We start from the raw sequence: 21,838 nt of genomic DNA, 5'->3' as shown, positions 1-21,838 counted from the left end.
ATCAATCGTAGGGAATTTCCGGGACGGGAGCCGCGGCGGCTTCCGGGCAGCCGACCGGCTCCCGCGAAACCGGCGCCTGCATCGCATGCGCGTGGGAACGCTCGAGGATCGCCAGTCCGACCAATTGGAGAGCGACGAGCGCTGCGGTGAGCGCGATCACGACGATGTTGACGTTACGCGCGCTCGAACGTGCGGCGACTGGTGGCGCGCTCGCGCGCATCAAATTCGTTGGCATTGTCTGAAATATCCTCTTCGCTGCCCATGGGGCTGATCTCGGTCGAATGCGATGTATGCTGCTCGACCTCGAGCAGATGCCGATAGCGTCGCAATGCGCGACGTGCCTCGATTTCGCGTTGCCTGTGAAACGCCGCGACGACGCGATGGACCATGTCGCGAAACTTGCTGGCTGGAGATCGCGGCACTGTTCGCATGTAACTCTCCTCTCCATCTGTGTGAGAGATTGACAGAACTCACCTCGGTTATTCGTGAGTTGCTTCACACAGACATCGAATGCATCGAACAAGTGATCGTGTAGTGTCTCCTAGAAGAGGCGGCAGCAAATCGCGTCATTCAATCGAATGACGCGCGATAACTTTCTGATGATGAAATGATGGACGCTGCACGGCCGCTTTTGCGGCATGGCGATGCGTCAGTGAACGAGCGGATTGGAGAATCCCGCCGCAAGCTTGACGAGGTCGGCCTGCCGGCTGACGCCGGTCTTCGCGAACACGCGATGCAGATGGGTCTTCACCGTCGTCTCGGCGATTCCGAGCGCAATCGCCGACTCCGGCACGCCGCCGACTTCGACGATCGATTGCACGACTCTCAGTTCCGCCGGAGTCAGTTCGAAGGTACGGTCGATCAGGCCGGCACATGAGCGGGTGTCGAGTTCCGCCTTCCAGAGGAACAACGCCCCCGTGGCCGACGATCGCTCCGCTTGGTCGTCGCGCAGGAGCGACGGCAACGCGATGACGTGTGCGACGTAATACGATCCATCGTGCGAGGTCAGCGGGATTTTCTTGCCCGCGGCCGCCGCCACGGAGACGTCTCCCGGATCCCGGAAGATGTCACGCAAGGCGTGGTTCGCTTCCGCGGATCGCGCGACGAGCCTTCCCGCAACGGATCGCAGGACATCGTCCGCGGCCAGGATCGTCTCCGCCGCGGGATTGCTGTGGACGATGTGACACGCCGCATCCAGCAGGATCACGCCCGCGTTCAGCCTGTCCACGACATCGGCAAGGGCAATCGCGCGCTCTTGTTTGCGTTCGATCGCCCGGTTGATCATCAATGCCCGGCTGGCGTGCGGAACAATGAATTGCATCCGCGCACGCTGATCCGCGTCGAGCATCTCCTTGCCCGGGATAACCGTCATGAGCATCGGACAAGGCGACTTCGAACGCTCGAGCACGACATTGGCGACGTCGATGCAGCCCTGCGGTCGCAACCATTCCTGATAGAATCGTCCGCGCCGGTACTCGTCGAAATTCACGAGATCGGGGATATTGCGGACCTCGCCGTACCGGGGCAGCCTGGCGAGCGGATCGTACCGCGCATAGGTTTCGGCATAGAGCCGAATGTAGTGCGGATCGACGCCGCAATAGTAATGCGTCGCGCCTGACTTGCTGACCTGGTTCTTCGAAATCAGGCCGCACGCCCGGCTTCCGATGAACGCGTTGAGCATCACGACGACTTCGTTCCACAATTCGGGGTGAAGCCCTGCGTCGTAGATGCTATCGATCAACTCGGATTGTTGTGGTGGCCTCTGCATCGCAATCGCCAATCGTCAAATAGAGAGCGCCGAGCGTTCTTGATGCCCGGCGACTTTCTAGGGAGTCGATGACGGAGGCGAAAGGTTCAATACCGACGGCCGCCGACCCGTCAATTGACGAGTGGACTGGAAAACCCCGCCGCGAGCTTGACGAGGTCGGCCTGGCGAGACACACCGGTCTTCGCGAACACGCGATGCAGATGCGTCTTCGCCGTCGTCTCGGCAATTCCGAGCGCTGCCGCCGTCTCCGGCACGCCTCCGACCTCGACGATCGACAGGAACACGCGCAATTCGGCCGGCGTGAGATCAAACGTCCGCGCGATCAGTTCACCGTAGGACTGACCGCCCAGCGTGACCTTGCGCAAGAGCAGCGCGCCAACGGCATCGGGAAGGCGCTCGCTGCCATTGCGCAGCACCGAAGCCAGCGGCAGGATATGCGCGACATATCGCTCGGCCTCGGGAGAGAGCAGAGGAATCGCCTGCCCTCGCCCGACCGGCAGGGCAATGTCACGGGCCGCGAAAGCATCGCGCAGGATCTGATTGGTTTCTGCGCTGGAGGTCACGAGTTGTCCGGCGACGGTGCGAACCACGTCCTCGGCCGCGAGCAAGGCCTGACCGGCGGAGTTCGCATGCACCACCTGGCAACTGGCATCGAGCAGGAAGATGCCGGATGCGAGATTGTCCAGGATGTCGGCCAGTGCCGTCGCCAGCGTCAGCTTGGAGGCGATGGTGCGGTTGATCAGAAGCGCGCGGCTGGCATGCGGCACGACGAGGGACAGACGCTGCTTCATCCCTGCATCGACCATGCGGCGACCCGACAACACCGTCATCATCACCGGGCAGCTTGCATTCGACCTGTCGAGAACGACATTGGCCGCGTCGCTGCATCCCTGCGGCCGCATCCATTCCTGATAGAAGCGCCCTCGCCGATACGCATCGAAATTGACGAGATCGGGAATGCTGACGATCTGCCCCTGCGGCGGCAGGACCGACAGCGGATCGAACTTCGAATGCGTCTCGGAATAGAGCTGGATGTAATGCGGATCCGCCCCGCAATAGTAATGGGTAACGCCGAACTTGCTGATCGAATCCTTGGAAAACAGCCCGCAGGCCTGGCCACCGACGAAATCGCGGATGCCGACGACGGCCTCGTTCCAGCGCGACGGATCTAGCCCGGCGTCATAGATGGATTCGACCAGTTCAGGCAGTTGTCGCGGTCCGGGCATGGCTCTAAATGGCTTGAATTCAATCAATGCCGGGGACCATAGCACAACCAGGGGATACGGCGTCCTCCGATCGGAGGAGGCGCCGGCCGGGCGGATGGAACCCGGCCGGCGGCCATCACGTTCCGGCCGCCGGGGCTGATGCCGGCTCAGAACGCGATGCGAACACCCCCCTTCGCCGTGCCGGTCCGGCTCTGGTCGGACATCATCATGCCCTCCACCGCGCCGAACACGAACACGTTGCGGCTGGTGCGATAGTCGAAGCCGAAGCCCGCCACCGCACCGACGCTGCTGCGGCTGCCGGGCGTCACGAAGGACAGGTTCTGCCCGATCAGCACGGTGTTGATCGTGGCATCGCCGGCGCGCTGGAGCGCGACCACGCCGCCATGGACGTTCGCCTTCAACTCGCCGCCGGCCAGGCTCGTCACCCGCGACAGGTCGACCTCGCCCCGCTCCTCGAAATCCTGCAGCGTGCGGCCGCCGACCGAAAGCCCCTGCTCGGACCCGGCTTCGCTGTAGCCGTCGAACCGGCCCGCGACATAGCGCAGCCGCGCCGTCGGTGTCAGGATGTAGCCATTCCCGATCTGGAGCCTGTAGCCGTAGGCGACCTCGGGGCTGATGTACCAGCCGCTGTAGTTCGCGGTCGCCGTCTCCATGCCGCCGTCGACGGAATTGTTCAGCACCAGCCGGCGCGAACGGTTGTCGACATTGCCTCCCTGGATCGTGAAATCGAAGAATTGCGCCGCCCATTCGAACCGGCTGTAGACGCCGGCAAAGGCGTAGTTGGTGTCCACCGACTGCGAGTTGAGATCGACCGACAGGCCGCCCTGCCCGCCGCCGAGGAAGACACCGACCAGCCAGTTCGGCTGCACCTTGCGATCGATGCCGATCGCACCGCCCCAGGCCGTCGAGGTCGCGCGCAGCGTTGCCGCCGTCTCGTCCTGGATTCGCTGGCCGCCGAAACTGTTGGCCCAGACCGTGATCGGTGCCGAATCCGTCCAGACGCTCCACGGCGCCTTGGTGAACCGTCCTGCCTGCGCGCTGTCCGGCGCATAGGACATCGCCATCATGTTGCTGCCGCCGGGACCTGCACCGCCATTCAAGCGCCCCTGCACCAGCGAGGACACGCCACCCGTGAAATCCATCAGCGTCCGATCGGTCTGCGCCAGTGCCGTGGGGTCGAGCGTCGCGAGCGTCGAACCGGCGACGACAGACGGGCCGTTGAACTTGCCGCCCGACGTGATCGTGTTGATCTTGCCGTCGAAATTGACGAAGGTCGGCATGTCGATGGTCACCAGGGACGACACCCGGGTGCTCGGAGCAAGATTGATGTTCACCACGTCATCGCCGAAGCCGAAATCGACCACGCCGTTGATCTTCGAACCCGGCAGCAGCGTCAGCGTATCCGCGGCGCGTGACAGCTGGATCGCGGTACCACCCGTGCCGGTGATCGTTCCGGCATTCGTGATTGTCGCTGCGTTCGACGAAACAATGCCATTGTAGCCCGTGATCGTCCCGAAATTTCTGACGTCGGTCCTGACCGCAAGAACGCCGATGCCGGTGCTTCCGGTCGCCTGAAGCACGCCCGTGTTGGTCACGGTGGATTCGTTCGCGACGATCGCGCCACTCGTTCCGGTAATCGTTCCGGAATTTCTGACGCTCGCAAGGATCGCATTGACCCCGCGCGTGCCCGTAACCGTCCCCGCATTGTCGAGATTGACTGTGGCAGCAACCACAGCAAAGCCGGCGGTCGAGGAAATCAGCCCCGTATTGGTGACGTTCGCGGTATTGGCAAGAATCGCCGCTTCAGTGCCCGATATGGTGCCGCTGTTGACCACGTTCGCGCTGGCGTGTGCCCGAATGGCATCCGCTCCGGAGATCGTACCGCTGTTACGGACCGTCGCGTCGGTGACGTCGGCAATGATGGCAACGCCGGAGCTCCCGTCGGCGGCAATGGTTCCGGCATTGTCGACAAACGACGCTGCGCCGAATACCGCTGCGTCGTGTGCCGTCACCGTGCCGCCGGCGAGGTTCGTCAGCTTGACGTTCAAGCCAATAATGCCGATGGCTCCGCCAACGATGCTCCCCGAATTGGTGACCGTTGCGAGGTTGCTGGCGGAGATCACGGACGCCAACGACGTCGTCGTGCGGATCACGCCCGCATTGCTGATCGTGATATTGCCCCTTCCGCTCGCCGGGTCGCCGTTTGTCACGATGGTATCGGCCGCGGCCGAGATCGTTCCGGAAGCGATATTGGTCAGATTGACATCGCCGGTCTGCGCCACGATGGCGTTGCCGCTCGACTGGATCGATCCCGCGTTGGTGACCGTCACGGATTGATCCGCGATCACCGCGTTGTTACCGATGATGGTACCGGACGCGGTATTCGAGAGACTGACGTTCTTTCCGGATACACCGAACGTGTGGCCCGAAATCGTGCCTGCATTGCTCACCGTCGCCAGCCCAGCGGAGAACACCGCGCCGCCCAATATCGACGTCTGCGTGATGACACCCGTACTGAGGTTGGTAATCGTGGCATCACCGCCGGTCGAAACCGCACCAAGCTCACCCGAGATCGTGCCGGCGTTGGTCAGATCGACGTTCCTCGCGGTGATGGCAAAGTAACCCGAGATCGTCGCGCCACTCAGATTGTTGATGCTGGCGTCGCCGGCAACTGAAACGCCCGCGGAACTCGCGCCCCTTATCGTGCCGGCGTTGGTGATGACGCTGTTGGTACCGGTCACGAGGCCGAAGCTGCCACCGTGGACCGTCACGCCCGCGTCGACACGATAAGTATTGTTATTGTCATTGAGCGTGCCGTAGCCGGTATTGCCACCCTGCTGGTCGTCGGTGTCCGTCGCGCACACCACTGTTGCATTGCTCGCCGGCGCCACGGGCGTACACGCCGCCTCTGCACGCCCACCAATGACCATCGGCGTGATCAGAATCGCCGGGACAAGAAGACATCCCCGCGAGAAAAAATACCGCTGTTCAGTGCTGCCCCGAGCCGTCACTTTCATGTCCACTTCCTTGGCCGTAGCGACCTTGCGCCGCCCGCGCAGGTCAATTTCGATGGGCCTCCTCCGATCGCGGGAGCCCCACCACAACAAGTTGGATTCGCTGAACGCCAAGGTAGAAAGGAGTGACAAATCCGACTTGGACGAAAGCGACCGGGTTTCGGCTCAGGACGAACTCACTGCGCTTCGCGTGGCACTGATGTAAAGTTGCGACACTGCGGCAACCACGGTCAGGCCTGGTCCCATCCGGCCTTCTCCGAATTCTCGGACCAGACCGGAGCGCGATAGACTTCGCGACCGCCGTCATCCCTGACACGGACCCAGGCATCGCGATCCCGCAAATCGTCGCGCCAGACGAACAGGTGCTTCGCCATCTGGTCGGCCGCCGAGATCGGGGCTTCGGCATATTCGAACACCATGCCCCCTGGATCGATCATCACGACGTTTCCAACCAGCAGGTCAAAGAAGAACCGGCGCATTCACGACTCCGATCGAATTACGCAACATTCGGTGAAGCGCGATCACAGCGCGTCACCGCTCCTGACGCCACTCGGCGTCGCGCCGTAGGCCCGCCGGAAGCAGCGATTGAAGTAGGAAAGGTCCCCGAAGCCGACATCGTAGGCGATGGAGCTCACCGGACGCTCGGCGAATTCCGGCTCTCGCAGCATGCGATGGGCGCGCTTGAGACGCTGATCGATCAGGAATGACGAAAAGGTTCTGCCGTCCGTTTCGAACAGACGCTGCAGATAGCGCGTCGTCACGCCGAGTTCTTGCGCGGCGGTCGCGACCGACAAGTCCTGCCGCCGGCAATTGCTGGCGATGAAGAACTTCGCCTTCTGCAGCCGCGCCGCCCTGACGCCGCGCCGTCCAGCCAGCTCCTGCACCTCCTCCGTCGCTCCGAGAACGAGCGCCAGAAGATCGTGCAGATGCCCGACGCCGATCTGGCGCAGTGCGGGCACCGCGAATGCCTTCTGCCGCACGACGGTCATCGCATAGTCGACGAGAAGCCGAAGACCCGGGGCGCTTTCGGGCATGATGCGCATCACGGCATCGTCCACATCGACGATCATCGGCGCGAGCACGCGTCGCGGCACGCGCAGCGAGAGAGAGTTCCCAAGCGAGAACCGCTCGAACGTCGAGACGTCCTCCGCGCTCATCAGGACGGCATCTCCGGGATGAAGCTGCAGATCGTGACCTCGCCCGGATATGCCGACGACGCCGGACCGGTTCACGACCAGGCCAAGACTGTCATCGCCATCGGCGACCAGTTGCTTCGTCCGAACGACTCGCGCCCCGAACAGCCCCCCGATCAGCACCTGCGCTTCCGGTAATGAATGGGACGTCAGGCTCGCCGCGAATGGCTTTCCGTCCCTTGCTTCGACTTCGGCCTTCAACACGCCTCGACAATAGAATTCTCGCAACAACGACACGCGCTCGCATTCCGGAATGTCGTCAGTCGAAACACTGAGAATGGAAAAATCATCCTTGCCGCTCACCGCAATCTCTCCAACCGACGAGCAGGCGCGGCCAGGCGCGGTCGTGTCCGCGCGTTCGCGTTCGGTACGGTCACGCACCGCGCGCGTGGCGCACGCTGCTCCTCTCATTTCAAGTCGCGCCGTATACGAAAGTCTCGAACGAATCGCGTCCTACGTTCGGAGGACCCGGACGCGCCGTCCATCACGATGGATTGAGAGCACCACAAAGGCGGGAAACGAATGTGAATTGGATCACGCGCTGTCGTCATCGCCACGCGTTGGCTGCGCAAACGGCGCGGCGAATCCGGCGGCGATCTTCACCAGGTCGGCCTGCCGTCCGGCGCCTGTCTTTTCGAACAAGCGGCCGAGATGAGTCTTGACGGTGGTCTCGGCGATGCCGAGCCTTGCCGCAATGTCGGGAACGCCGCCAATCTCGATGATGCCCATCAGCACGCGTAGTTCCGATGGCGTCAGCCTGAAGGCCGCGACGATTGCATCGGTCGCAAGCGAAGGTACCATCGACGCCTTCTGGATGAACAGCACCGTGGTTGCGACGTCACGCCGCTCTCGCACCGGCAGACCGTCCCGCGCCAGAGGAAGGGCGTGGACGAGATAGTGGGTGCCGTCGACCGACGTCACCAGTTCGATCCGGCGCCGATCCGCCGCCGCAGTTCCCGATCGCCCGACCGGATCGAACAGGCCGCGGAATATCTTGTCGGTCTGGGTGTTGCGGGCCACGATCCGATCGCCGACGATGACGAGCAGGTCGGCATCGCTGAAGAGCCGCCGGCATGCAGCATTGGCATGCATGACCCGCCCCTCACCATCGAACAGGCAGATGGCGGCGCTCAGCCCGTCGAGAACGCCGGCGAGATCAGTCACGGTGTGCGAGCGCGCGCTGATCTGCCGTCCCATCAGGCGCGAGCGCCGCATGTGCGGCGCGAGCAACCGCATGCGCTCGCGCATGGCGTCATCGACGATCCCGCGAGAGCGGTGGCGCATCACCTGCAGCACCGTGGTGCGCGTACTCGATTTCTCGAGCGTGACGGTTGCCAGATCCACGGCGCCCTGCGGCTCCACCCATTCCCGATAGAAGCTCGTCGCCAGAAAGTCTTCGTGGCGCATGACGTCGGTGACGGCGATCATCTGGCCCGTCACGAGATCGAGGTGCCGATCGAGCAGCGGATCCAGCTCCACGTATCTGTCGCGATAGAGCTGGCGGAAGCGCGTGTCGGTCCCGAAGTTCTGGTGGATCTCGATCGAGAGCTTTGCAGTATCCCTGGACAGAATGGTTGCGGCACATCCGCCGACGAAATCCGAAACCTGTTCCAGCGTGGCGCTGCGCAGGGCCGGATCGGCTGCTGCATCGTAGATCTCGCCGACGAGCGACGAGAACCGGTTCGCCTGCACGAGCGTCATTGGTCGAAGGATGCGATTTGCGTGTTGCCCTCAAGGCGAGGCAGGGCCAACCCGCTTCGGGAACCAGCGGAGCAGACAGCGCGGTCAACTATCGCCGTCGATGGGAAGAAAAAGCCGCAGCGAAATGCTGGAATGTCGAACATCGTCCTTGGGTAACGTCAACCGCAGGATGCAGCTTGGACGTTTTCGCCAAAGACTAGGATAAATACGAACAGCCGCCGGACTGTGTGCCGCAGATCACGCGCCTTATCGTCGCGGGCGGATTCGCAAGCGCCAGGCTCTTTATTTCCTGTTCTCCTCACAGAACTTCAGCGCAGCGAGCGCCTCGCCGGCACGCGGGATCTGCATCTCGATGCTGTCGTCGTCATCGTCCTCGAAATCGAGCGAAATGCGGCTGGCCTTCGACAGGCGATCCATGATCGACTGATCGTATTCGAAGATGCCGCGCACGGTGGTCTTGTCCATGACCTCCCATTTCGCCTTCTTCATGATGCCGGCGTCGTCGGTTCCGACATCCGCCCTGAGGACATCACCCGCCTTCTCCCAATCCCAGCCGTCGTAGATCATCACGATGACGATCGCCTTGTCGGAATAGGTGACGACGATGACGTAGTTGCGGTTCTCGTCGTCCTTGTTCTTGTAGCCGCGGCTCGCATTGCAGTGGGTGTCCTGCGAGCGCTTCTCGACGGTCCAGTCGCCGACCCTGGTCTGTTGCGCGAGCACGGGGGCGCCGCTCAGGGCGCCCGCAAGCAGCAAGGCGGCGGGAAATATGCGTCTCATGTCAGCCTCCAGCGCGTTCCCCACGCGAAGATGACCACCTCTTCCGGCCGCCCGCAAGGGTTTCACCGGCCGAACGCCCGCGGCGCCGGATCGCGCTCAGCCGCGCCGCGGCACGATCGCGATCGGCGTGAAGGTGTAGACCTCTTCGCCGTTCTGGTTGAACATCGTCCACTTCACCATGGCGATACCCTGCGGCTTGGATTTCGACGGCGTCAGGCTCATCACCTCGCCGACAAGATGCAGTCGGTCGTCGGGCCGCACCGGCATTGTCCAGCGCAAACCGTCGACGCCGGCACCGATCAGGGGATGCTGGCCGAACGGACGGGCCTGGATCGCAAGGTTCATGGCGATCGCTGCGGTGTGCCATCCCGAGGCCGCGAGCCCCTTGAAGAGGGTGCCCTTGGCTGCCTCATGGTCGAGGTGCATCGGCTGGGGATCGAACTCCGCCGCGAAGCGCTTGATATCGGCCTCGGTGACCTGAACCTCGGGCGATTTGAACCGCATTCCGACGGTGAGATCGTCGAACCATTCGACCTGTGCCATGATCTTGTCTCGCAATGTGACATGCCGCTGGCCCGAAACGCGCGGCAAAAGGGATGGGCTGGAAGCGGATGTAGCGGGTCTGTCCCGCGCGGGCCAGCCCCTGGGTTCCCCGCGAAACCCCTTTCCTGAACGCACGAAACACGCCTGAAACAGATGCCCGGCTATGGTCCCGTCAAAATCACACAGGGACGGCCACCATGCGATTCTTCATCGACCCGATCAGGGATTATTCCTGCTGCCGGCACCTTGTCGCCCAGCCGACCCAGGAGGGCGAACTATGATCGAGTTGATCTCGGCCCTGCTCGTCCTTTGCAGTATCGGCGTCTTCGCCGCGCACGCGGTGGACGCCTATCGCACGATGCATCTCTAAGCGGGCCGCCGCCCCCGGTCCCTAGAACGGCCGCCGGTAAAAATGTTCCGAATGCGTTGCCGGCGGAAAACGGTTGGCGAGCGCCAGGGCTCCCCGTTCGTCTGTCTCCAAGGCGATCTTCTGCGCCAGCATCACGTCGCCGGGGACGAGGAAGCCCGACGGAACAAAGCACCATCCCATCGTCGCGATTCCGGCATCGTCGATCTCGTGGACATTGGCGGCGGTGCCGTAATGGATCCGGTAGCGCCTGCCGCTGTCGCAGCCGATGACGTCGAAATAGCGATGACGTTCGAACTGCGCGCGCTGTGCCGGCGACAGCCAGTCGGCCAAAAGCCGCCGGCCCCGGGCGTCCGGCGTGTTCTCGCCGAAGAAGCGCCGGTAGAGCTCGCGTAGCGCGTGCAGCCGCGCTCGCACCGGCGCGCGGAGCCGAAGTGCCAGATTCATGAGCAGCTCAGATCAACCGCCGACCAGACGGGGATAGAACAGCGTTTCCTGCGCGGTCGGATCGAACGATTTGATACGGGTGACTTCGCCGGGCCCGGTTCGAAGCGCGGCGGTAAAGCCCGTCCCTGTCAGCTCCCGAAAGCGCCGTTCGGCCCGCGCCAGCGCTTCGGCATTGTCTGGATCAAACTCGTGGCGCGTGTCGCCGGTCTGGTCCATCACGATCTGGGTTGCCATGTTGAGTCTCCTCATTCCCAGCCCTGCCCCGATCAAAGCAAACCTCGTGCCGTCAGTTCCCGACGGCAAGAACTTTCTCCTGTGCGCGCGAACACATCAGCGCGATGCCGCTGCGCCACCGCCCTCGTCGATCTGTCGACCCATCAGTGCGATCGCCTTCTGATAGACGCCTGCGGCATTCCAGGCTTCAATCGCGGCGAAATTCGGCTCGCCCGGCTGGTAGCCGGCTCCTGCGCGCCAGCCATGGGCCTTCAGGAAATTCGCCGTCGAGTTCAGCGCATTGGCGGCAACGTCGAGATTGCCGGTGCCGTAGGCCAGGATGTTCTTGGGCATGAACTGGGTCTGGCCGACCTCACCGTGCATCGAACCGCGGGTCGAACCGGACAGCACGCCGCGATCGACCAGTTTCAGCGCGGCGTAGAGCTGATCGGTGAAGAATTCGGGGCGACGGCAGTCATAGGCGAGCGTCGCAATCGATGACAGCATGTTCTGGTTGCCGCGCTGGCTGCCGAAACCGGTCTCCATGCCCCAGATCGCGATCAACGGTCCCGGCGGCACGCCGTAGCGTTGCTGAATCGAGGCGAACAAGGCGGCCTGCGACTGTTTCAGCGACCGGCCTCGCGCGACGATGGTGGTCGCGCCGCGCTTGGCAAGGAACTGGTCGAGCGAGAGCGAAAAACTGCGCTGGCCGCGATCGGCCGCGATGGTGGCGCTGGCATAGTTCGTCTGCATCAGCGCCGAGATCGCGGTGGACCCGATACCCTTGGCGCGCGCCTCCTCGCCGAACTCCCGCTTCCAGCTTTCAAACCCGGCAGGTGTGCTGCCACATTGCGCGGCCTCCGCAGTGGGCGTCAGACAACCGAGGAGCGCCATCGCGCCAAGAACCGCCGTCGCAACAGCCCTGCCCCTGATCATGTCCGAAATCCTTCCATCCTGCGGCGCTCCGATCGCCGGAGTTTAGCCGCGCAAGGGCGCCGGCGCCATGGCGTGATCATAGGACAATTCCAACCCTTCCAGACGGCCTTCCTTCCGCCATCTGTCGAGAAGCCGCAGGAACGCCACAGGCCCGCGCCAATATTGACTGTTTCTCGCCGCAACGGGATCGAATACGCCCTCGTTGTTGTAGTAGCCGGGCGTACACTCGGCGAGATAGGTCTGGCGGCCGAGCGCTGCCCTGACCACCTCGTCGACCCAGGCGTTCTCGGCGGCGAGCGTCGGCTCCAGGGTTCTCGCGCCGCGTTTGCGTGCCTCTCCGATCACATAGGCAATGTGCTGCGACTGCTCGTCGATGATGTGCGGAAAATTGGCGCTCTGGCCGGCCTGCACCGTGACGATCAGGAAGCAGTTCGGAAAGCCGCGGCTGTAGAAGCCGTGAAGCGTCTTGACGCCATCCTGCCATCGCTCGGTCAGGCTCATTCCGTCCCGGCCATGAACCTCGAAGCCCATGCGACGGGCGTAATCGGTGCCGACCTCGAAGCCGCTGGCGTAGATCAGGCAGTCGAGCTCGTAGGCCTTGCCCTCGACGACCGCACCGTTCTCGGTAATGCGCTCGACGCCCTTCCCTCTGGTGTCGACCAGATGAACGTTGGGGCGGTTGAAAGTGTCGAGATATTCGTCGTGGAAGCACGGCCGCTTGCAGAACGCCTTGTACCAGGGCTTCAATGCGGCCGCCGCCGCCTCGTCCTGCACCACGGCGTCGACGCGCGCACGGATTTCCTCCATCTTGCGGTAGTCGGCCTGCTCGATCAGCTTCAGCGCCTCCTCCATCGAGGTGACCGGTTGCGGCTGACGGCGCGGCGCCAGCAGGATCTCGCCGAGGAGACCGGTCCAGCCGTCCTGCACCAAATCCTCCTCGAACGCCTCGCCTGAGATCACCGCGGTGAAGTTGTCCATGCGCTGGCGCTGCCAGCCCGGCTTCAGGCCCTGCGCCCAGCCTTGATCGGTCGGACGGTCGGCACGCACACCGATCGCCGACGGTGTGCGCTGGAAAACGTAGAGCTCCTTCGCGAAGCGGCCGAGATGCGGCACGCATTGGACGGCGGTGGCGCCGGTGCCGATGATGCCGACGCGCTTGTCGGCAAGACCGGTCAGGCCGCCCTCGGCCGTGCCGCCGGTGTAGCCGTAGTCCCAGCGGCTGGTGTGGAAGCTGTGGCCCTTGAAACTCTCGATGCCGGGAATGCCCGGCAGCTTCGGTCGGCTCAGCGGGCCACCGGCCAAGATCACGAAGCGCGCGCGGATGCGGTCACCCCGGTCGGTTTCGACCAGCCACCGCGCCTCGTCCTCTCGCCATTCCATGCGCGTGATGACGGTCTGAAACAGCGCACGTTCGTAGAGACCGAAGTGACGGCCGATGCGGCGCGAATGCTCGTAGATCTCCGGCGCACGCGCATATTTGCGCACCGGCATGTAGCCGGTCTCCTCCAGCAGCGGCAGATAGATGTAGCTCTCGGTGTCGCAGGCAGCGCCAGGATAACGATTCCAGTACCAAGTGCCCCCGAAATCAGCGGCCTTTTCCACGATACGAAATTCATCGATGCCGGCCTCGCGCAGGCGCGCTCCACAGAGCAGACCGCCGAAGCCACCACCGACCACGAGCACTTCGGTCTCTTCACTGACAGGATCGCGCGTGAAGCCGGGCTCGGCCCAGGGATCGTCGAGGTAGCGGCCGAATTCGCCGGTCGCCTCGACATATTGCGCCTTGCCCTCGGATCGCAAACGGCGATCGCGTTCGTCGCGATAGCGCGAACGAAGTGCGGCAATGTCGATTGTGGATGCGCCGGCTGATCCGGTCTTGTGTTTTTCCGCTGACATCAATCTCCTCCACGGCGAATGCTGCTTCGCCGGCAGCTCGTCTTACGTTAGCCCCGAAAAAGTGACGCATGCAATCGCGCCTGCCGTTTTTTGCGTGAACGCCGCGCGGCGTTCCGCTACCGTGCGTGCAAATCACAAGCAACGCCGTGCAACGACATGGCGGTCCGGAGGAGACCATGCAGGGATTGATGATGGACATGCCGCTGCTGATCAGCGGCCTGATCCAGTATGCCGCCGACTATCACGGCGAAGCCGAGATCGTCGCGCGCGAGATCGAGGGCGACATCCATCGCTACACCTATGCCGAGGCCCATCCGCGCATCAAGCGCATGGCACTGGCCCTGAAGCGGCTCGGCATGAAGCCGGGCGATCGCGTCGGCACGCTGGCGTGGAATACGCACCGCCATTTCGAGATGTTCTATGCCGCGCCGGGCATGGGCTACGTGCTGCACACGGTCAACCCGCGGCTTTTCCCCGAGCAGCTCGTCTACATCATCAACCATGCCGAGGACCGGCTGCTGTTCATCGACCGCGCCACGCTGCCGATCGTCGAGGCGATCGCGCCGCAACTCAAGACGATCGAGGCTTACGTCGTGATGTCCTCACGCGAACGGATGCCCGAAACGAAGCTTGCGAACGTTCATTGCTACGAGGATCTACTCGCCAGCGAGAGCGACGCCGGCTTCGCGTGGCCACAGTTCGACGAAAAGTGCGCATCCACCATCTGCTACACGTCGGGCACGACCGGCAACCCCAAGGGCGTGATCTATTCGCACCGTGCCGCGATCCTTCAGACCATGACCTGCTGCAGCTTCGACTTCCTGCCGGGCCATGTCGAAGGCGTGCGCGAGGTGATGATGCCGATGGCGCCGCTGTTCCACGGCAACGGCTGGAACATGCCGTTCACCGCGCCCTATACCGGCTCCAAGCTGGTGCTGCCCGGGCGCAACTACGAGCCCGACAAACTGTACGAACTGCTCGAGGGCGAAACGGTGACGCTCTCGGCAGGCGTGCCGAGCTTCTGGCTGATCCTGCTCGACTGGCTGGGACGCACCGGCAACACGTTCTCGACGTTGCGCGCCACGCTGTCCTCGGGCTCGGCGCCGCCACGCGCGATGGTCGAGAAGCTCAAGCGCGACTACGGCATCGACTACATCCAGGCCTGGGGCATGACGGAGGCGCTCGGCTGCTCGATGCCGGGCTTGCGGCCCGGCTCGGAGCATCTCGGCGACAAGGAGAAATTCGACCGCCGGCAGGTGTCCGGCCGCGCCTGCTTCGGCACCGACTTGCGCATCGTCGACGACGGCGGCAGCGAGTTGCCGCGCGACGGCAAGACCGTGGGTCATCTGCGTGCCCGCGGCCCGTGGGTCGCCTCCGGCTACATGAAGCTGGACGAAGGGCTCGATCGCGACGGCTGGCTGATCACCGGCGACATGGCCGTGATCGACCCGCAAGGCCACGTCACTCTGACGGACCGCTCCAAGGACGTGATCAAGTCCGGCGGCGAATGGATTTCTTCGATCCAGCTCGAGGACGTCGCGCTGTCGCATCCCGACGTGCTGCAGGCCGCCGTGGTCGCGATCTCCCATGAGAAATGGCAGGAGCGTCCCCTCCTCCTGGTCGTCCGCAAGAAGGGCGCGAATGTCGACGGCAAGACGCTGCTCGACCACATGCGGCCGAAGATCGCGAGTTGGTGGATGCCGGACGCCGTCGAATTCCTCGACGAATTCCCGATGACCGGGACCGGCAAGGTGCTGAAGTCGGCTCTGCGCGACAAGTTCAGGGAATACCGCGTGGGCTGACAACCCCGGCCATCCCGGCCTTGCCCTGCGCGATCGTCTTCATCTTTTGGTAGATTCGGCGGCGATATATCGAGATGTCGCTAATTCCCAGGGATCGAGGACATCATGGCGTTTTCCGGATTGGGCCTGCATCTCGGCAATCTGTCGCGCCTCTCGAACGCGCAGACGCGCTCGATCAGTCCGGAGAATTTCACCGGCGAGAAGGGCAAGGGCGGCATGTCCGTCGACGGCCCAGCGGCGCGTCAGGCCCGCGATCTCGGCCAAGGCTGGAAGGTCTCGCCCTATGTCGTGATCGAGCCCGGCACGACCTTCACCCTCGCCGATATCGAGGGCCAGGGCGCGATCCAGCAGATCTGGATGACGCTGGCGCGCGGGCGTCTGCGCCACTCGATCCTGCGGATCTACTGGGACGGGCAGGAGCAGCCCAGCGTCGAATGCCCGGCCGGCGATTTCTTCGCCTGCGGCTGGGAGGAGTTCGCGCAAGTGTCATCGCTTGCGGTCTGCGTCAATCCCGGCCGTGCGTTCAACTGCTACTGGGAAATGCCCTTCCGCAAGCGCGCCCGCTTCACGCTGGAAAACCGCAGCGAGGAGCAGCTCACCGTCTACTACCAGATCAACTACACGCTGACCGACGTTCCCGAGGACTGCGCCTATTTCCATGCGCAGTTCCGGCGCACCAATCCGCTGCCCTACAAGGAGGTCTACACCATCCTCGATGGTGTCACGGGCGCAGGCCACTATGTCGGCACCTACATGGCCTGGGGCGTCAACAACAACGGCTGGTGGGGCGAAGGCGAGATCAAGTTCTTCATCGACGGCGACGGTGAATTCCCGACCATCTGCGGCACCGGCACCGAGGATTATTTCTGCGGGGCTTACAATTTCGATCCCTATGTCGCCCATTCCGGCAAGGGCCCCGCGCAGCAGTCGCGCTATCAGGAGTTCACTACGCCCTATGCCGGCCTGCCGCAGGTGATCCGTCCCGACGGCGTCTACAGGTCGCAGCAGCGCTTCGGCATGTACCGCTGGCACATCCCCGATCCCGTGCGCTTTCGCACCGACCTGCGCGTGACCATCCAGGCGCTGGGTTGGCTCCCGGGCGTCAAGGAGTCGAAATATCTGCCGCTGCAGGACGACATCGCCTCGGTGGCATTCTGGTATCAGGCGCTGCCGACGGCCGCCTTCCCGAAACTGCCCGGTCCGGACTATCTGGAGATCGGCTAGACTGAGCCGCCCTCCGTCGATCAAGGAAGCGGAGCAGCGCCCACCCGCTGCACCTTGCCGATGGATCGGACTGGGCTTGCCGAAACAAGACCGCGCGGGCCGCGTTGAAGAAGCATTCAAACACACAGGTCATTCCCGATGGTCCGTCTCGATCCCGATCTTCGCCGCACCTGGCTCTTCGGACCTGGCGCCGACCGCGCGGCGCACGTGAGGATGCTCGACAGCGGTGCGGATGCGCTCATCCTCGACCTCGAGGACTTCACGCCACCCGCGCGGCGTGGCGAGGCACGAGACCTGCTCGATGGCTTCGTGAGCGAGTGTCGTCGGCGGCAACGCCTTGCCGCCATCCGCATCAATGCCCTGGAGACGGACGGGCTGCTCGATCTCGCGGCCGCCATGACGGCGCGACCCGATGTGATCGCCTACCCCATGAGCGACAGAGCGGGCCAGATGCATGCCCTGGATGCCGCGATCTCGCATTGGGAAAACCGGTTCGACCTCGACCAGGGGAGCACGGAAATCCTTCCCGTCTGCGAAACCGCGCTCGGCGTTGTCGAGGTCCGCACGATGGCTGCGGTCAGCCCCCGCATTCGCTGCGCCCTGCTCGGTGCCGAGGATCTGGCCAACGACCTCTGCGCCGAACGCGGCGCCGATGGCCTCGAGCTCGACTACGCCCGGAGACGCTTCATCCTGGAAGCACGCGCGAGCGGCATCGAGCCGATCGATGCTCCCTTTACGTTCAGCGACGTCGAGGGCGCAGTGCGTGAGGCGACGTTGTCCCGCCGCCTCGGTTACCGCAGCAAATCCCTGGTGCTGCCCGAACACGCGCCGCGCCTCAATGAGGTCTTCACGCCCGGCGCCGACGAGATCGCGCATGCGCGCGCCATCGTCGCGGGCTTCGATGCGGCGCGCAGTCGCGGGGAAGATCGCGCGCTGGTCGATGGGCTCTGGGTCGAAGTGCCGACTTACCGCAATGCGCGCAGGCTCATGGATCGCGCGCATCGACTGGGTGTGCTCCCGGGCGAGGCCTAGGCCTCTCGGCAACCGTCGAGGGCTAGTTCAAGACCTCCACCGTCGCCGAGCGGCCGGCAACCAGGGCCGTGTCGTCGGGAACGGGATCCAGCGCGATGCGCACCGGCACGCGCTGCGCAAGGCGGACCCAGCTGAAGGTCGGGTTGACGTTGGCAAGCAGGCTCGCACCCTCGGCGCGGTCGCGATCCTCGATACCGGCCGCGATGCTCTCGACATGGCCGGTCAGCGTGCCCTTGTCGCCCATGAGGCGCACCTTCACCTTGTCGCCGACCTGAATGCGCGCGAGCTTGGTCTCCTCGAAATAGCCTTCCACGTGCAGCGTGTCGGTGTCGACGAGGGCCATCACGCCCTTTCCGGCCGTGACATAGGCGCCGGGGCGCAGATCCATGTTGGTGATCACGCCGTTCACGGAGGCGCGAACCTCGCTGCGGTCGAGATTGAGCTGCGCGACGGCGCGATCGGCCACCGCCTGATCGAAGGCCGCCTTGGCCTGAAGCTGGGTGGCCAGAACCTGCTCCTGCTTCTGCTGCGAGACCGCGTCCGTCGTCAGCGCGCTGTAACGCTTCAGGTCGGAATTGGCCTGGTCGAGCGTTGCCTGGTGGCCGGCCACCGAGGCATCGGCCTGCCGCAACGCCAGCGCGAAGCGCTCGCGATCGATCCGAAACAGGACATCGCCGCGATGGACCTTCTGATTGTCCTTGACCAGCACGTCCGTGACGAAGCCGGAGACATCGGGCGCCACCTGGACCACGTCGGCCCGGACGCGGCCGTCACGCGTCCATGGCGACTCCATATAATAGCTCCAAAGCTCCCGCCCGACGGCGAGCGCCGCCACCACGGCAAGGACGGTCAGTATGAGGCGGCCGATCCAGGCCGAATTCCCCTTCATGAGAGATACTCCGAGAGATAGACGACGCCGCCGAGAAGGCAGACGAAGATCGCGAAATCGAACAAGGCGCGGTGCCAGACCAGCCGGTAGAGGTCGAAGCGCTGCATGAATCGCCTCACCAGCGCGCTCAGCAAATAGGCGACGATGATCCACAGCAGCAGCGCCGGCACGAGAACGCCGTAGATGTCGATCACATATCTCATGCCGCAACACTCTCGCCTGCGCGCGGCCGATAGGCGGGCGCATCCGGAAACAGCCCGCGACGGATACCGACGAGGCCGATCAAGGCATCTTCGCGCGCGCTGTCATTGGGGTCCTTGACGGCCTGCGCCAGCGCCAGATCGACACGCCGCAACAGCTCGCCCGGCATGCCCGCGCCGCCATATCCGCGGCAGGCCGCGGCGAGCTGGTCGAGCATGTCGTCGATGACGGCGATGGTCGTTGCTGCAAGCCCGTAACGGGCACGGCGCAGGTCGATGATGTTGAGCCCGATGCGGAGCTGGACGAGGCTGTCGGCGTCGCGACGGTCGCTCTCGGAGAGGAAGGCGATACGCTGCACCAGCAGCCCTAGCCGGTGCAGCATGAGGCCCGCGAACTCCGCGCGGTCGCGCTTGCCCCGGCGCTCGGCGGCCACCGCAAGAGTCTTCCAGCTCGACAGCACCAGGCGGTTGGCGATCCACTCCGCCCCCACCCCGCGCGCGATCCTGGTCACGAGTTCGGCGATGACGACACCAACAAAAAAGGCGACGGCGGAATTGGCGTAGGACGCGAAATCCGCGTTGTAGGTCGATTGCAGCGCGAGCAGCGTCGCCGTGTTGGCCGCGAGCGCCATGCCGGTGCCAGAGGTAGCCGGTCGCGCGATCAGGAAACCATAGATCAGGAACGTCGGCGCCAGGGCGACGACGAGGACTTCGATATGGGAGATGGCGGGCACCAGCGCGAACAGGTAGATCGCGACGACCACGATGGCGACCAGCGACCACAGGCCGAAGCTGCGGATGAAGCGCGCGGGTTCGTCCTGCGCGGCGAAGAACGAACAGGCGACCGCCGCCATCATCGGTGCCGAGGCGCCGTCCGGCCAGCCGGTCCCGATCCAGAACGCACAGCAGATCAGGATGGCCACGGCCGCGCCGGCCGCCGACCAGAGGGCGAGACCGCGATCCCGATGGCGCACGGGCGCGGCACCGGCCTCGGAATGAAATGCCAGATCGACGGCGGAGATATTGTCGCCTTCGGCGATCGCATCGGTCAGCACCCGGCAATCGCGGGAGAGATCGACGAGTTCGCGCAGCCGCGACAACAAGCTCGTCGTGATGATGCGTTCCCAGGACGTGCTGTCGTCGAGCACGGCCTGCCGCTGCACGATCATCGCACGAATCCGCTCGGCCGGCTGGCGTTCACTGACGTCGCTCGCGATCCACTGCGCGAGATCCTCCAGAAGCTGCTTCAGCTCCGGATTCCGCCGCAGGGCCTCCTCGCCCAGCGCCGCCAGCCGGTCCTCGAGCGAGGCGATCACCGGCAGCAGCATCAGCATGCGCAGTCGGATCTCGCCGAGGCCGCGCACGGCATTGCTGTCGGTCAGCCGGTCATAGGCAAGATGAGTGGAGAGCGTGTCGATCTCGACGATATCGGTCGCGAGCTTGAGACGCTTGCCGCGGCGCGTGTCGCTGGTGCCCTCGCGCAGCAGCACGACCTGGCTGAGCCGGCGCGCATCCGACAACCAGGTGTCGACACGGCGGGCGACAGCCGGCGCGACACTGCGCGGAAACACGATGGTCGAGACGAGGCTCGCGCAGATGATGCCGAGCGAAATCTCCTCCAGCCGCGCCACCGCGGTATCGAAGATAGCCCCGGGCTCGGAGACCGAAGGAAAGCCGATCAGCGCGACGGTGTATCCGGCCAGCATGAAGACGTAGCTGCGCGGCGTACCGTCGAGCAGCGACAGATAAAGGCAGAGCCCGACCCAGAGCGCGATCGCCAGGCACAGCAGTTCCGGCGCATCGATCAGGTTCGGCACCAGCGCCACCGTCATGATCGCGCCGACCAGCGTGCCCATCACGCGGAAGAAGGCCTTCGAGCTGGTCGCGCCGGCCAGGGGTTGCGAGGTGATATAGACCGTCGCCATCGCCCAATAGGGCCGCGGCAGGTCCATCGCCAGCGCGATGACGAGCGCCAGGATCGACGCGGCGAACGTCTTCAAGGCGAAGATGAGGTCCGCGTGGCGGACCAGAAACGGCTCTTCGGCGCGCATGACTATTTCGCCTCTGGCGCAGTCTTTGCTTCGAGCAGGAGGTTCGCCCGCCGCTCGACACGCTGGAGCGTCTCGAAGGTTACAGCAAGTTCCTCTGCACCGACATCCTTGAGAAGGCTCGCCCGCACACGGCGCAGCACGCGGTTGATCTCCTCGACCTTGGCCTCGCCCGCCTTCGTCAGATGTAGCGTTTTGGCACGGCGGTCGGTCAGGTCCTCCCGGCGCTCGACCAGGCCCTCGGCCTGCAGCAGATCAATCAGGCGCACCAGGGACGGCCCCTCGATTCCGAGCTCTTCGGCCAGCACGCCCTGACGGACGTTCTCGCCCTGGCGCGACAGCACCAGAAGAGGAATCGCCGTCGCATAGGACAGGCCGTGATCGGACAGCGCCTGATCCGATTCACGCCGCCAGACCCGGGCCAGCCGCGTGACGAGCCGGCCGATTTCGGCATGGATATGAGCCTGCGATGGAGCCATGCAAATTAGATAGGACACAAACTATTAGGCTGCAACTATATAGCCTGACATCAGTTGAGCGATCACGAAAAAGCGAACGA

General features: G+C 64.1%; 21 protein-coding genes. 3 read left to right on the top strand and 18 right to left on the bottom strand.

Annotation, left to right across the window (positions count from 1 at the left end):
* Position 1 precedes the first annotated feature (1 nt).
* The 14 genes from QM712_RS12760 to QM712_RS12695 all read right to left on the bottom strand — a co-directional run bounded on the left by QM712_RS12760 (position 2) and on the right by QM712_RS12695 (position 14,084).
* The gene (locus QM712_RS12760; protein ID WP_415023455.1) at positions 2–235 is read right to left on the bottom strand and encodes a hypothetical protein; all 234 of its coding nucleotides are present in this window, start codon (positions 233–235) and stop codon (positions 2–4) included.
* On the bottom strand, positions 174–389 hold the full coding sequence (locus QM712_RS12755) for a hypothetical protein (protein ID WP_415023454.1): 216 nt from the start codon (positions 387–389) through the stop codon (positions 174–176). Before QM712_RS12755 ends, QM712_RS12760 begins: the two co-directional genes overlap by 62 nt.
* Positions 390–649: 260 nt before the next feature.
* Positions 650–1,768, bottom strand: a complete 1,119-nt coding sequence (locus QM712_RS12750) for a helix-turn-helix transcriptional regulator (RefSeq protein WP_415023453.1) — start codon at positions 1,766–1,768, stop codon at positions 650–652.
* A gap of 110 nt (positions 1,769–1,878) precedes the next feature.
* On the bottom strand, positions 1,879–2,994 hold the full coding sequence (locus tag QM712_RS12745; protein WP_415023452.1) for a helix-turn-helix transcriptional regulator: 1,116 nt from the start codon (positions 2,992–2,994) through the stop codon (positions 1,879–1,881).
* 146 nt (positions 2,995–3,140) lie between these two features.
* On the bottom strand, positions 3,141–5,861 hold the full coding sequence (locus tag QM712_RS12740) for an autotransporter domain-containing protein (RefSeq protein ID WP_415023451.1): 2,721 nt from the start codon (positions 5,859–5,861) through the stop codon (positions 3,141–3,143).
* A gap of 377 nt (positions 5,862–6,238) precedes the next feature.
* Positions 6,239–6,487: a DUF6894 family protein gene (locus tag QM712_RS12735; protein WP_415023450.1), complete on the bottom strand. Its 249-nt coding sequence runs from the start codon at positions 6,485–6,487 to the stop codon at positions 6,239–6,241.
* Between the two features lie 42 nt (positions 6,488–6,529).
* Complete coding sequence (locus QM712_RS12730) at positions 6,530–7,504, bottom strand: AraC family transcriptional regulator (protein ID WP_415023449.1); 975 nt, start codon at positions 7,502–7,504, stop codon at positions 6,530–6,532.
* A gap of 231 nt (positions 7,505–7,735) precedes the next feature.
* Entirely contained in the window at positions 7,736–8,902 is a 1,167-nt protein-coding gene (locus QM712_RS12725) for a helix-turn-helix transcriptional regulator (protein ID WP_415023448.1), read from the bottom strand.
* Between the two features lie 282 nt (positions 8,903–9,184).
* Positions 9,185–9,682, bottom strand: coding sequence for a hypothetical protein (locus QM712_RS12720; protein WP_415023447.1), 498 nt, complete (start codon positions 9,680–9,682; stop codon positions 9,185–9,187).
* Positions 9,683–9,778: 96 nt separating this feature from the next.
* Complete coding sequence (locus QM712_RS12715; RefSeq protein ID WP_415023446.1) at positions 9,779–10,225, bottom strand: MaoC family dehydratase; 447 nt, start codon at positions 10,223–10,225, stop codon at positions 9,779–9,781.
* A 391-nt stretch (positions 10,226–10,616) separates the two neighbouring features.
* Positions 10,617–11,039 carry a hypothetical protein gene (locus tag QM712_RS12710; RefSeq protein WP_415023445.1) on the bottom strand — a complete coding sequence of 141 codons (423 nt, stop codon included), beginning with the start codon at positions 11,037–11,039 and terminating at the stop codon, positions 10,617–10,619.
* A gap of 12 nt (positions 11,040–11,051) precedes the next feature.
* Positions 11,052–11,273, bottom strand: coding sequence for a hypothetical protein (locus QM712_RS12705; RefSeq protein ID WP_415023444.1), 222 nt, complete (start codon positions 11,271–11,273; stop codon positions 11,052–11,054).
* 96 nt (positions 11,274–11,369) lie between these two features.
* Entirely contained in the window at positions 11,370–12,188 is an 819-nt protein-coding gene (locus QM712_RS12700) for a lytic murein transglycosylase (protein WP_415023443.1), read from the bottom strand.
* A 42-nt stretch (positions 12,189–12,230) separates the two neighbouring features.
* Positions 12,231–14,084: a flavin-containing monooxygenase gene (locus QM712_RS12695; protein ID WP_415023442.1), complete on the bottom strand. Its 1,854-nt coding sequence runs from the start codon at positions 14,082–14,084 to the stop codon at positions 12,231–12,233.
* Positions 14,085–14,260: 176 nt separating this feature from the next.
* Between QM712_RS12695 and QM712_RS12690 the strand changes: the two genes are divergently transcribed.
* The 3 genes from QM712_RS12690 (at position 14,261) to QM712_RS12680 (ending at position 18,142) form a co-directional block, all read left to right on the top strand.
* A complete protein-coding gene (locus QM712_RS12690) occupies positions 14,261–15,886 on the top strand; it encodes a long-chain fatty acid--CoA ligase (RefSeq protein WP_415023441.1) in 1,626 nt (541 codons plus the stop codon).
* A 105-nt stretch (positions 15,887–15,991) separates the two neighbouring features.
* A complete protein-coding gene (locus tag QM712_RS12685; protein WP_415023440.1) occupies positions 15,992–17,110 on the top strand; it encodes a glycoside hydrolase family 172 protein in 1,119 nt (372 codons plus the stop codon).
* Between the two features lie 138 nt (positions 17,111–17,248).
* Positions 17,249–18,142 carry an HpcH/HpaI aldolase/citrate lyase family protein gene (locus tag QM712_RS12680; protein WP_415023439.1) on the top strand — a complete coding sequence of 298 codons (894 nt, stop codon included), beginning with the start codon at positions 17,249–17,251 and terminating at the stop codon, positions 18,140–18,142.
* 22 nt (positions 18,143–18,164) lie between these two features.
* On the opposite strand, the gene QM712_RS12675 is transcribed toward QM712_RS12680, so the two are convergent.
* The 4 genes from QM712_RS12675 to QM712_RS12660 are packed head-to-tail and all read right to left on the bottom strand — an operon-like array spanning position 18,165 to position 21,758.
* Positions 18,165–19,031 carry an efflux RND transporter periplasmic adaptor subunit gene (locus QM712_RS12675; RefSeq protein ID WP_415023438.1) on the bottom strand — a complete coding sequence of 289 codons (867 nt, stop codon included), beginning with the start codon at positions 19,029–19,031 and terminating at the stop codon, positions 18,165–18,167.
* Positions 19,028–19,234: a DUF1656 domain-containing protein gene (locus tag QM712_RS12670; RefSeq protein ID WP_415023437.1), complete on the bottom strand. Its 207-nt coding sequence runs from the start codon at positions 19,232–19,234 to the stop codon at positions 19,028–19,030. Before QM712_RS12670 ends, QM712_RS12675 begins: the two co-directional genes overlap by 4 nt.
* Positions 19,231–21,282 (bottom strand): FUSC family protein, encoded by a 2,052-nt coding sequence (locus QM712_RS12665; RefSeq protein WP_415023436.1) that lies wholly within the window; start codon positions 21,280–21,282, stop codon positions 19,231–19,233. Before QM712_RS12665 ends, QM712_RS12670 begins: the two co-directional genes overlap by 4 nt.
* Before the next feature lie 2 nt (positions 21,283–21,284).
* The gene (locus QM712_RS12660) at positions 21,285–21,758 is read right to left on the bottom strand and encodes a MarR family winged helix-turn-helix transcriptional regulator (RefSeq protein WP_415023435.1); all 474 of its coding nucleotides are present in this window, start codon (positions 21,756–21,758) and stop codon (positions 21,285–21,287) included.
* Positions 21,759–21,838: the final 80 nt, after the last annotated feature.

Origin of the sequence: Bradyrhizobium sp. (genome assembly GCF_047605465.1) — a bacterium.
GTDB lineage: Bacteria > Pseudomonadota > Alphaproteobacteria > Rhizobiales > Xanthobacteraceae > Bradyrhizobium.
Note: the sequence above shows the minus strand (reverse complement) of the source record. Positions and strands in the feature narration are given on the sequence as shown.

Bases quoted from the DNA above. Each gene is read 5' to 3' on its own strand.
- QM712_RS12665 (WP_415023436.1), bottom strand. From the start codon at position 21,282: ATGCGCGCCGAAGAGCCGTTTCTGGTCCGCCACGCGGACCTCATCTTC.
- QM712_RS12735 (WP_415023450.1), bottom strand. From the start codon at position 6,487: ATGCGCCGGTTCTTCTTTGACCTGCTGGTTGGAAACGTCGTGATGATC.
- QM712_RS12695 (WP_415023442.1), bottom strand. From the start codon at position 14,084: ATGTCAGCGGAAAAACACAAGACCGGATCAGCCGGCGCATCCACAATC.
- QM712_RS12715 (WP_415023446.1), bottom strand. From the start codon at position 10,225: ATGGCACAGGTCGAATGGTTCGACGATCTCACCGTCGGAATGCGGTTC.
- QM712_RS12710 (WP_415023445.1), bottom strand. From the start codon at position 11,039: ATGAATCTGGCACTTCGGCTCCGCGCGCCGGTGCGAGCGCGGCTGCAC.
- QM712_RS12675 (WP_415023438.1), bottom strand. From the start codon at position 19,031: ATGAAGGGGAATTCGGCCTGGATCGGCCGCCTCATACTGACCGTCCTT.
- QM712_RS12680 (WP_415023439.1), top strand. From the start codon at position 17,249: ATGGTCCGTCTCGATCCCGATCTTCGCCGCACCTGGCTCTTCGGACCT.
- QM712_RS12760 (WP_415023455.1), bottom strand. From the start codon at position 235: ATGCCAACGAATTTGATGCGCGCGAGCGCGCCACCAGTCGCCGCACGT.
- QM712_RS12670 (WP_415023437.1), bottom strand. From the start codon at position 19,234: ATGAGATATGTGATCGACATCTACGGCGTTCTCGTGCCGGCGCTGCTG.
- QM712_RS12685 (WP_415023440.1), top strand. From the start codon at position 15,992: ATGGCGTTTTCCGGATTGGGCCTGCATCTCGGCAATCTGTCGCGCCTC.
- QM712_RS12705 (WP_415023444.1), bottom strand. From the start codon at position 11,273: ATGGCAACCCAGATCGTGATGGACCAGACCGGCGACACGCGCCACGAG.
- QM712_RS12750 (WP_415023453.1), bottom strand. From the start codon at position 1,768: ATGCAGAGGCCACCACAACAATCCGAGTTGATCGATAGCATCTACGAC.
- QM712_RS12660 (WP_415023435.1), bottom strand. From the start codon at position 21,758: ATGGCTCCATCGCAGGCTCATATCCATGCCGAAATCGGCCGGCTCGTC.
- QM712_RS12720 (WP_415023447.1), bottom strand. From the start codon at position 9,682: ATGAGACGCATATTTCCCGCCGCCTTGCTGCTTGCGGGCGCCCTGAGC.
- QM712_RS12745 (WP_415023452.1), bottom strand. From the start codon at position 2,994: ATGCCCGGACCGCGACAACTGCCTGAACTGGTCGAATCCATCTATGAC.
- QM712_RS12755 (WP_415023454.1), bottom strand. From the start codon at position 389: ATGGTCCATCGCGTCGTCGCGGCGTTTCACAGGCAACGCGAAATCGAG.
- QM712_RS12725 (WP_415023448.1), bottom strand. From the start codon at position 8,902: ATGACGCTCGTGCAGGCGAACCGGTTCTCGTCGCTCGTCGGCGAGATC.
- QM712_RS12690 (WP_415023441.1), top strand. From the start codon at position 14,261: ATGCAGGGATTGATGATGGACATGCCGCTGCTGATCAGCGGCCTGATC.
- QM712_RS12700 (WP_415023443.1), bottom strand. From the start codon at position 12,188: ATGATCAGGGGCAGGGCTGTTGCGACGGCGGTTCTTGGCGCGATGGCG.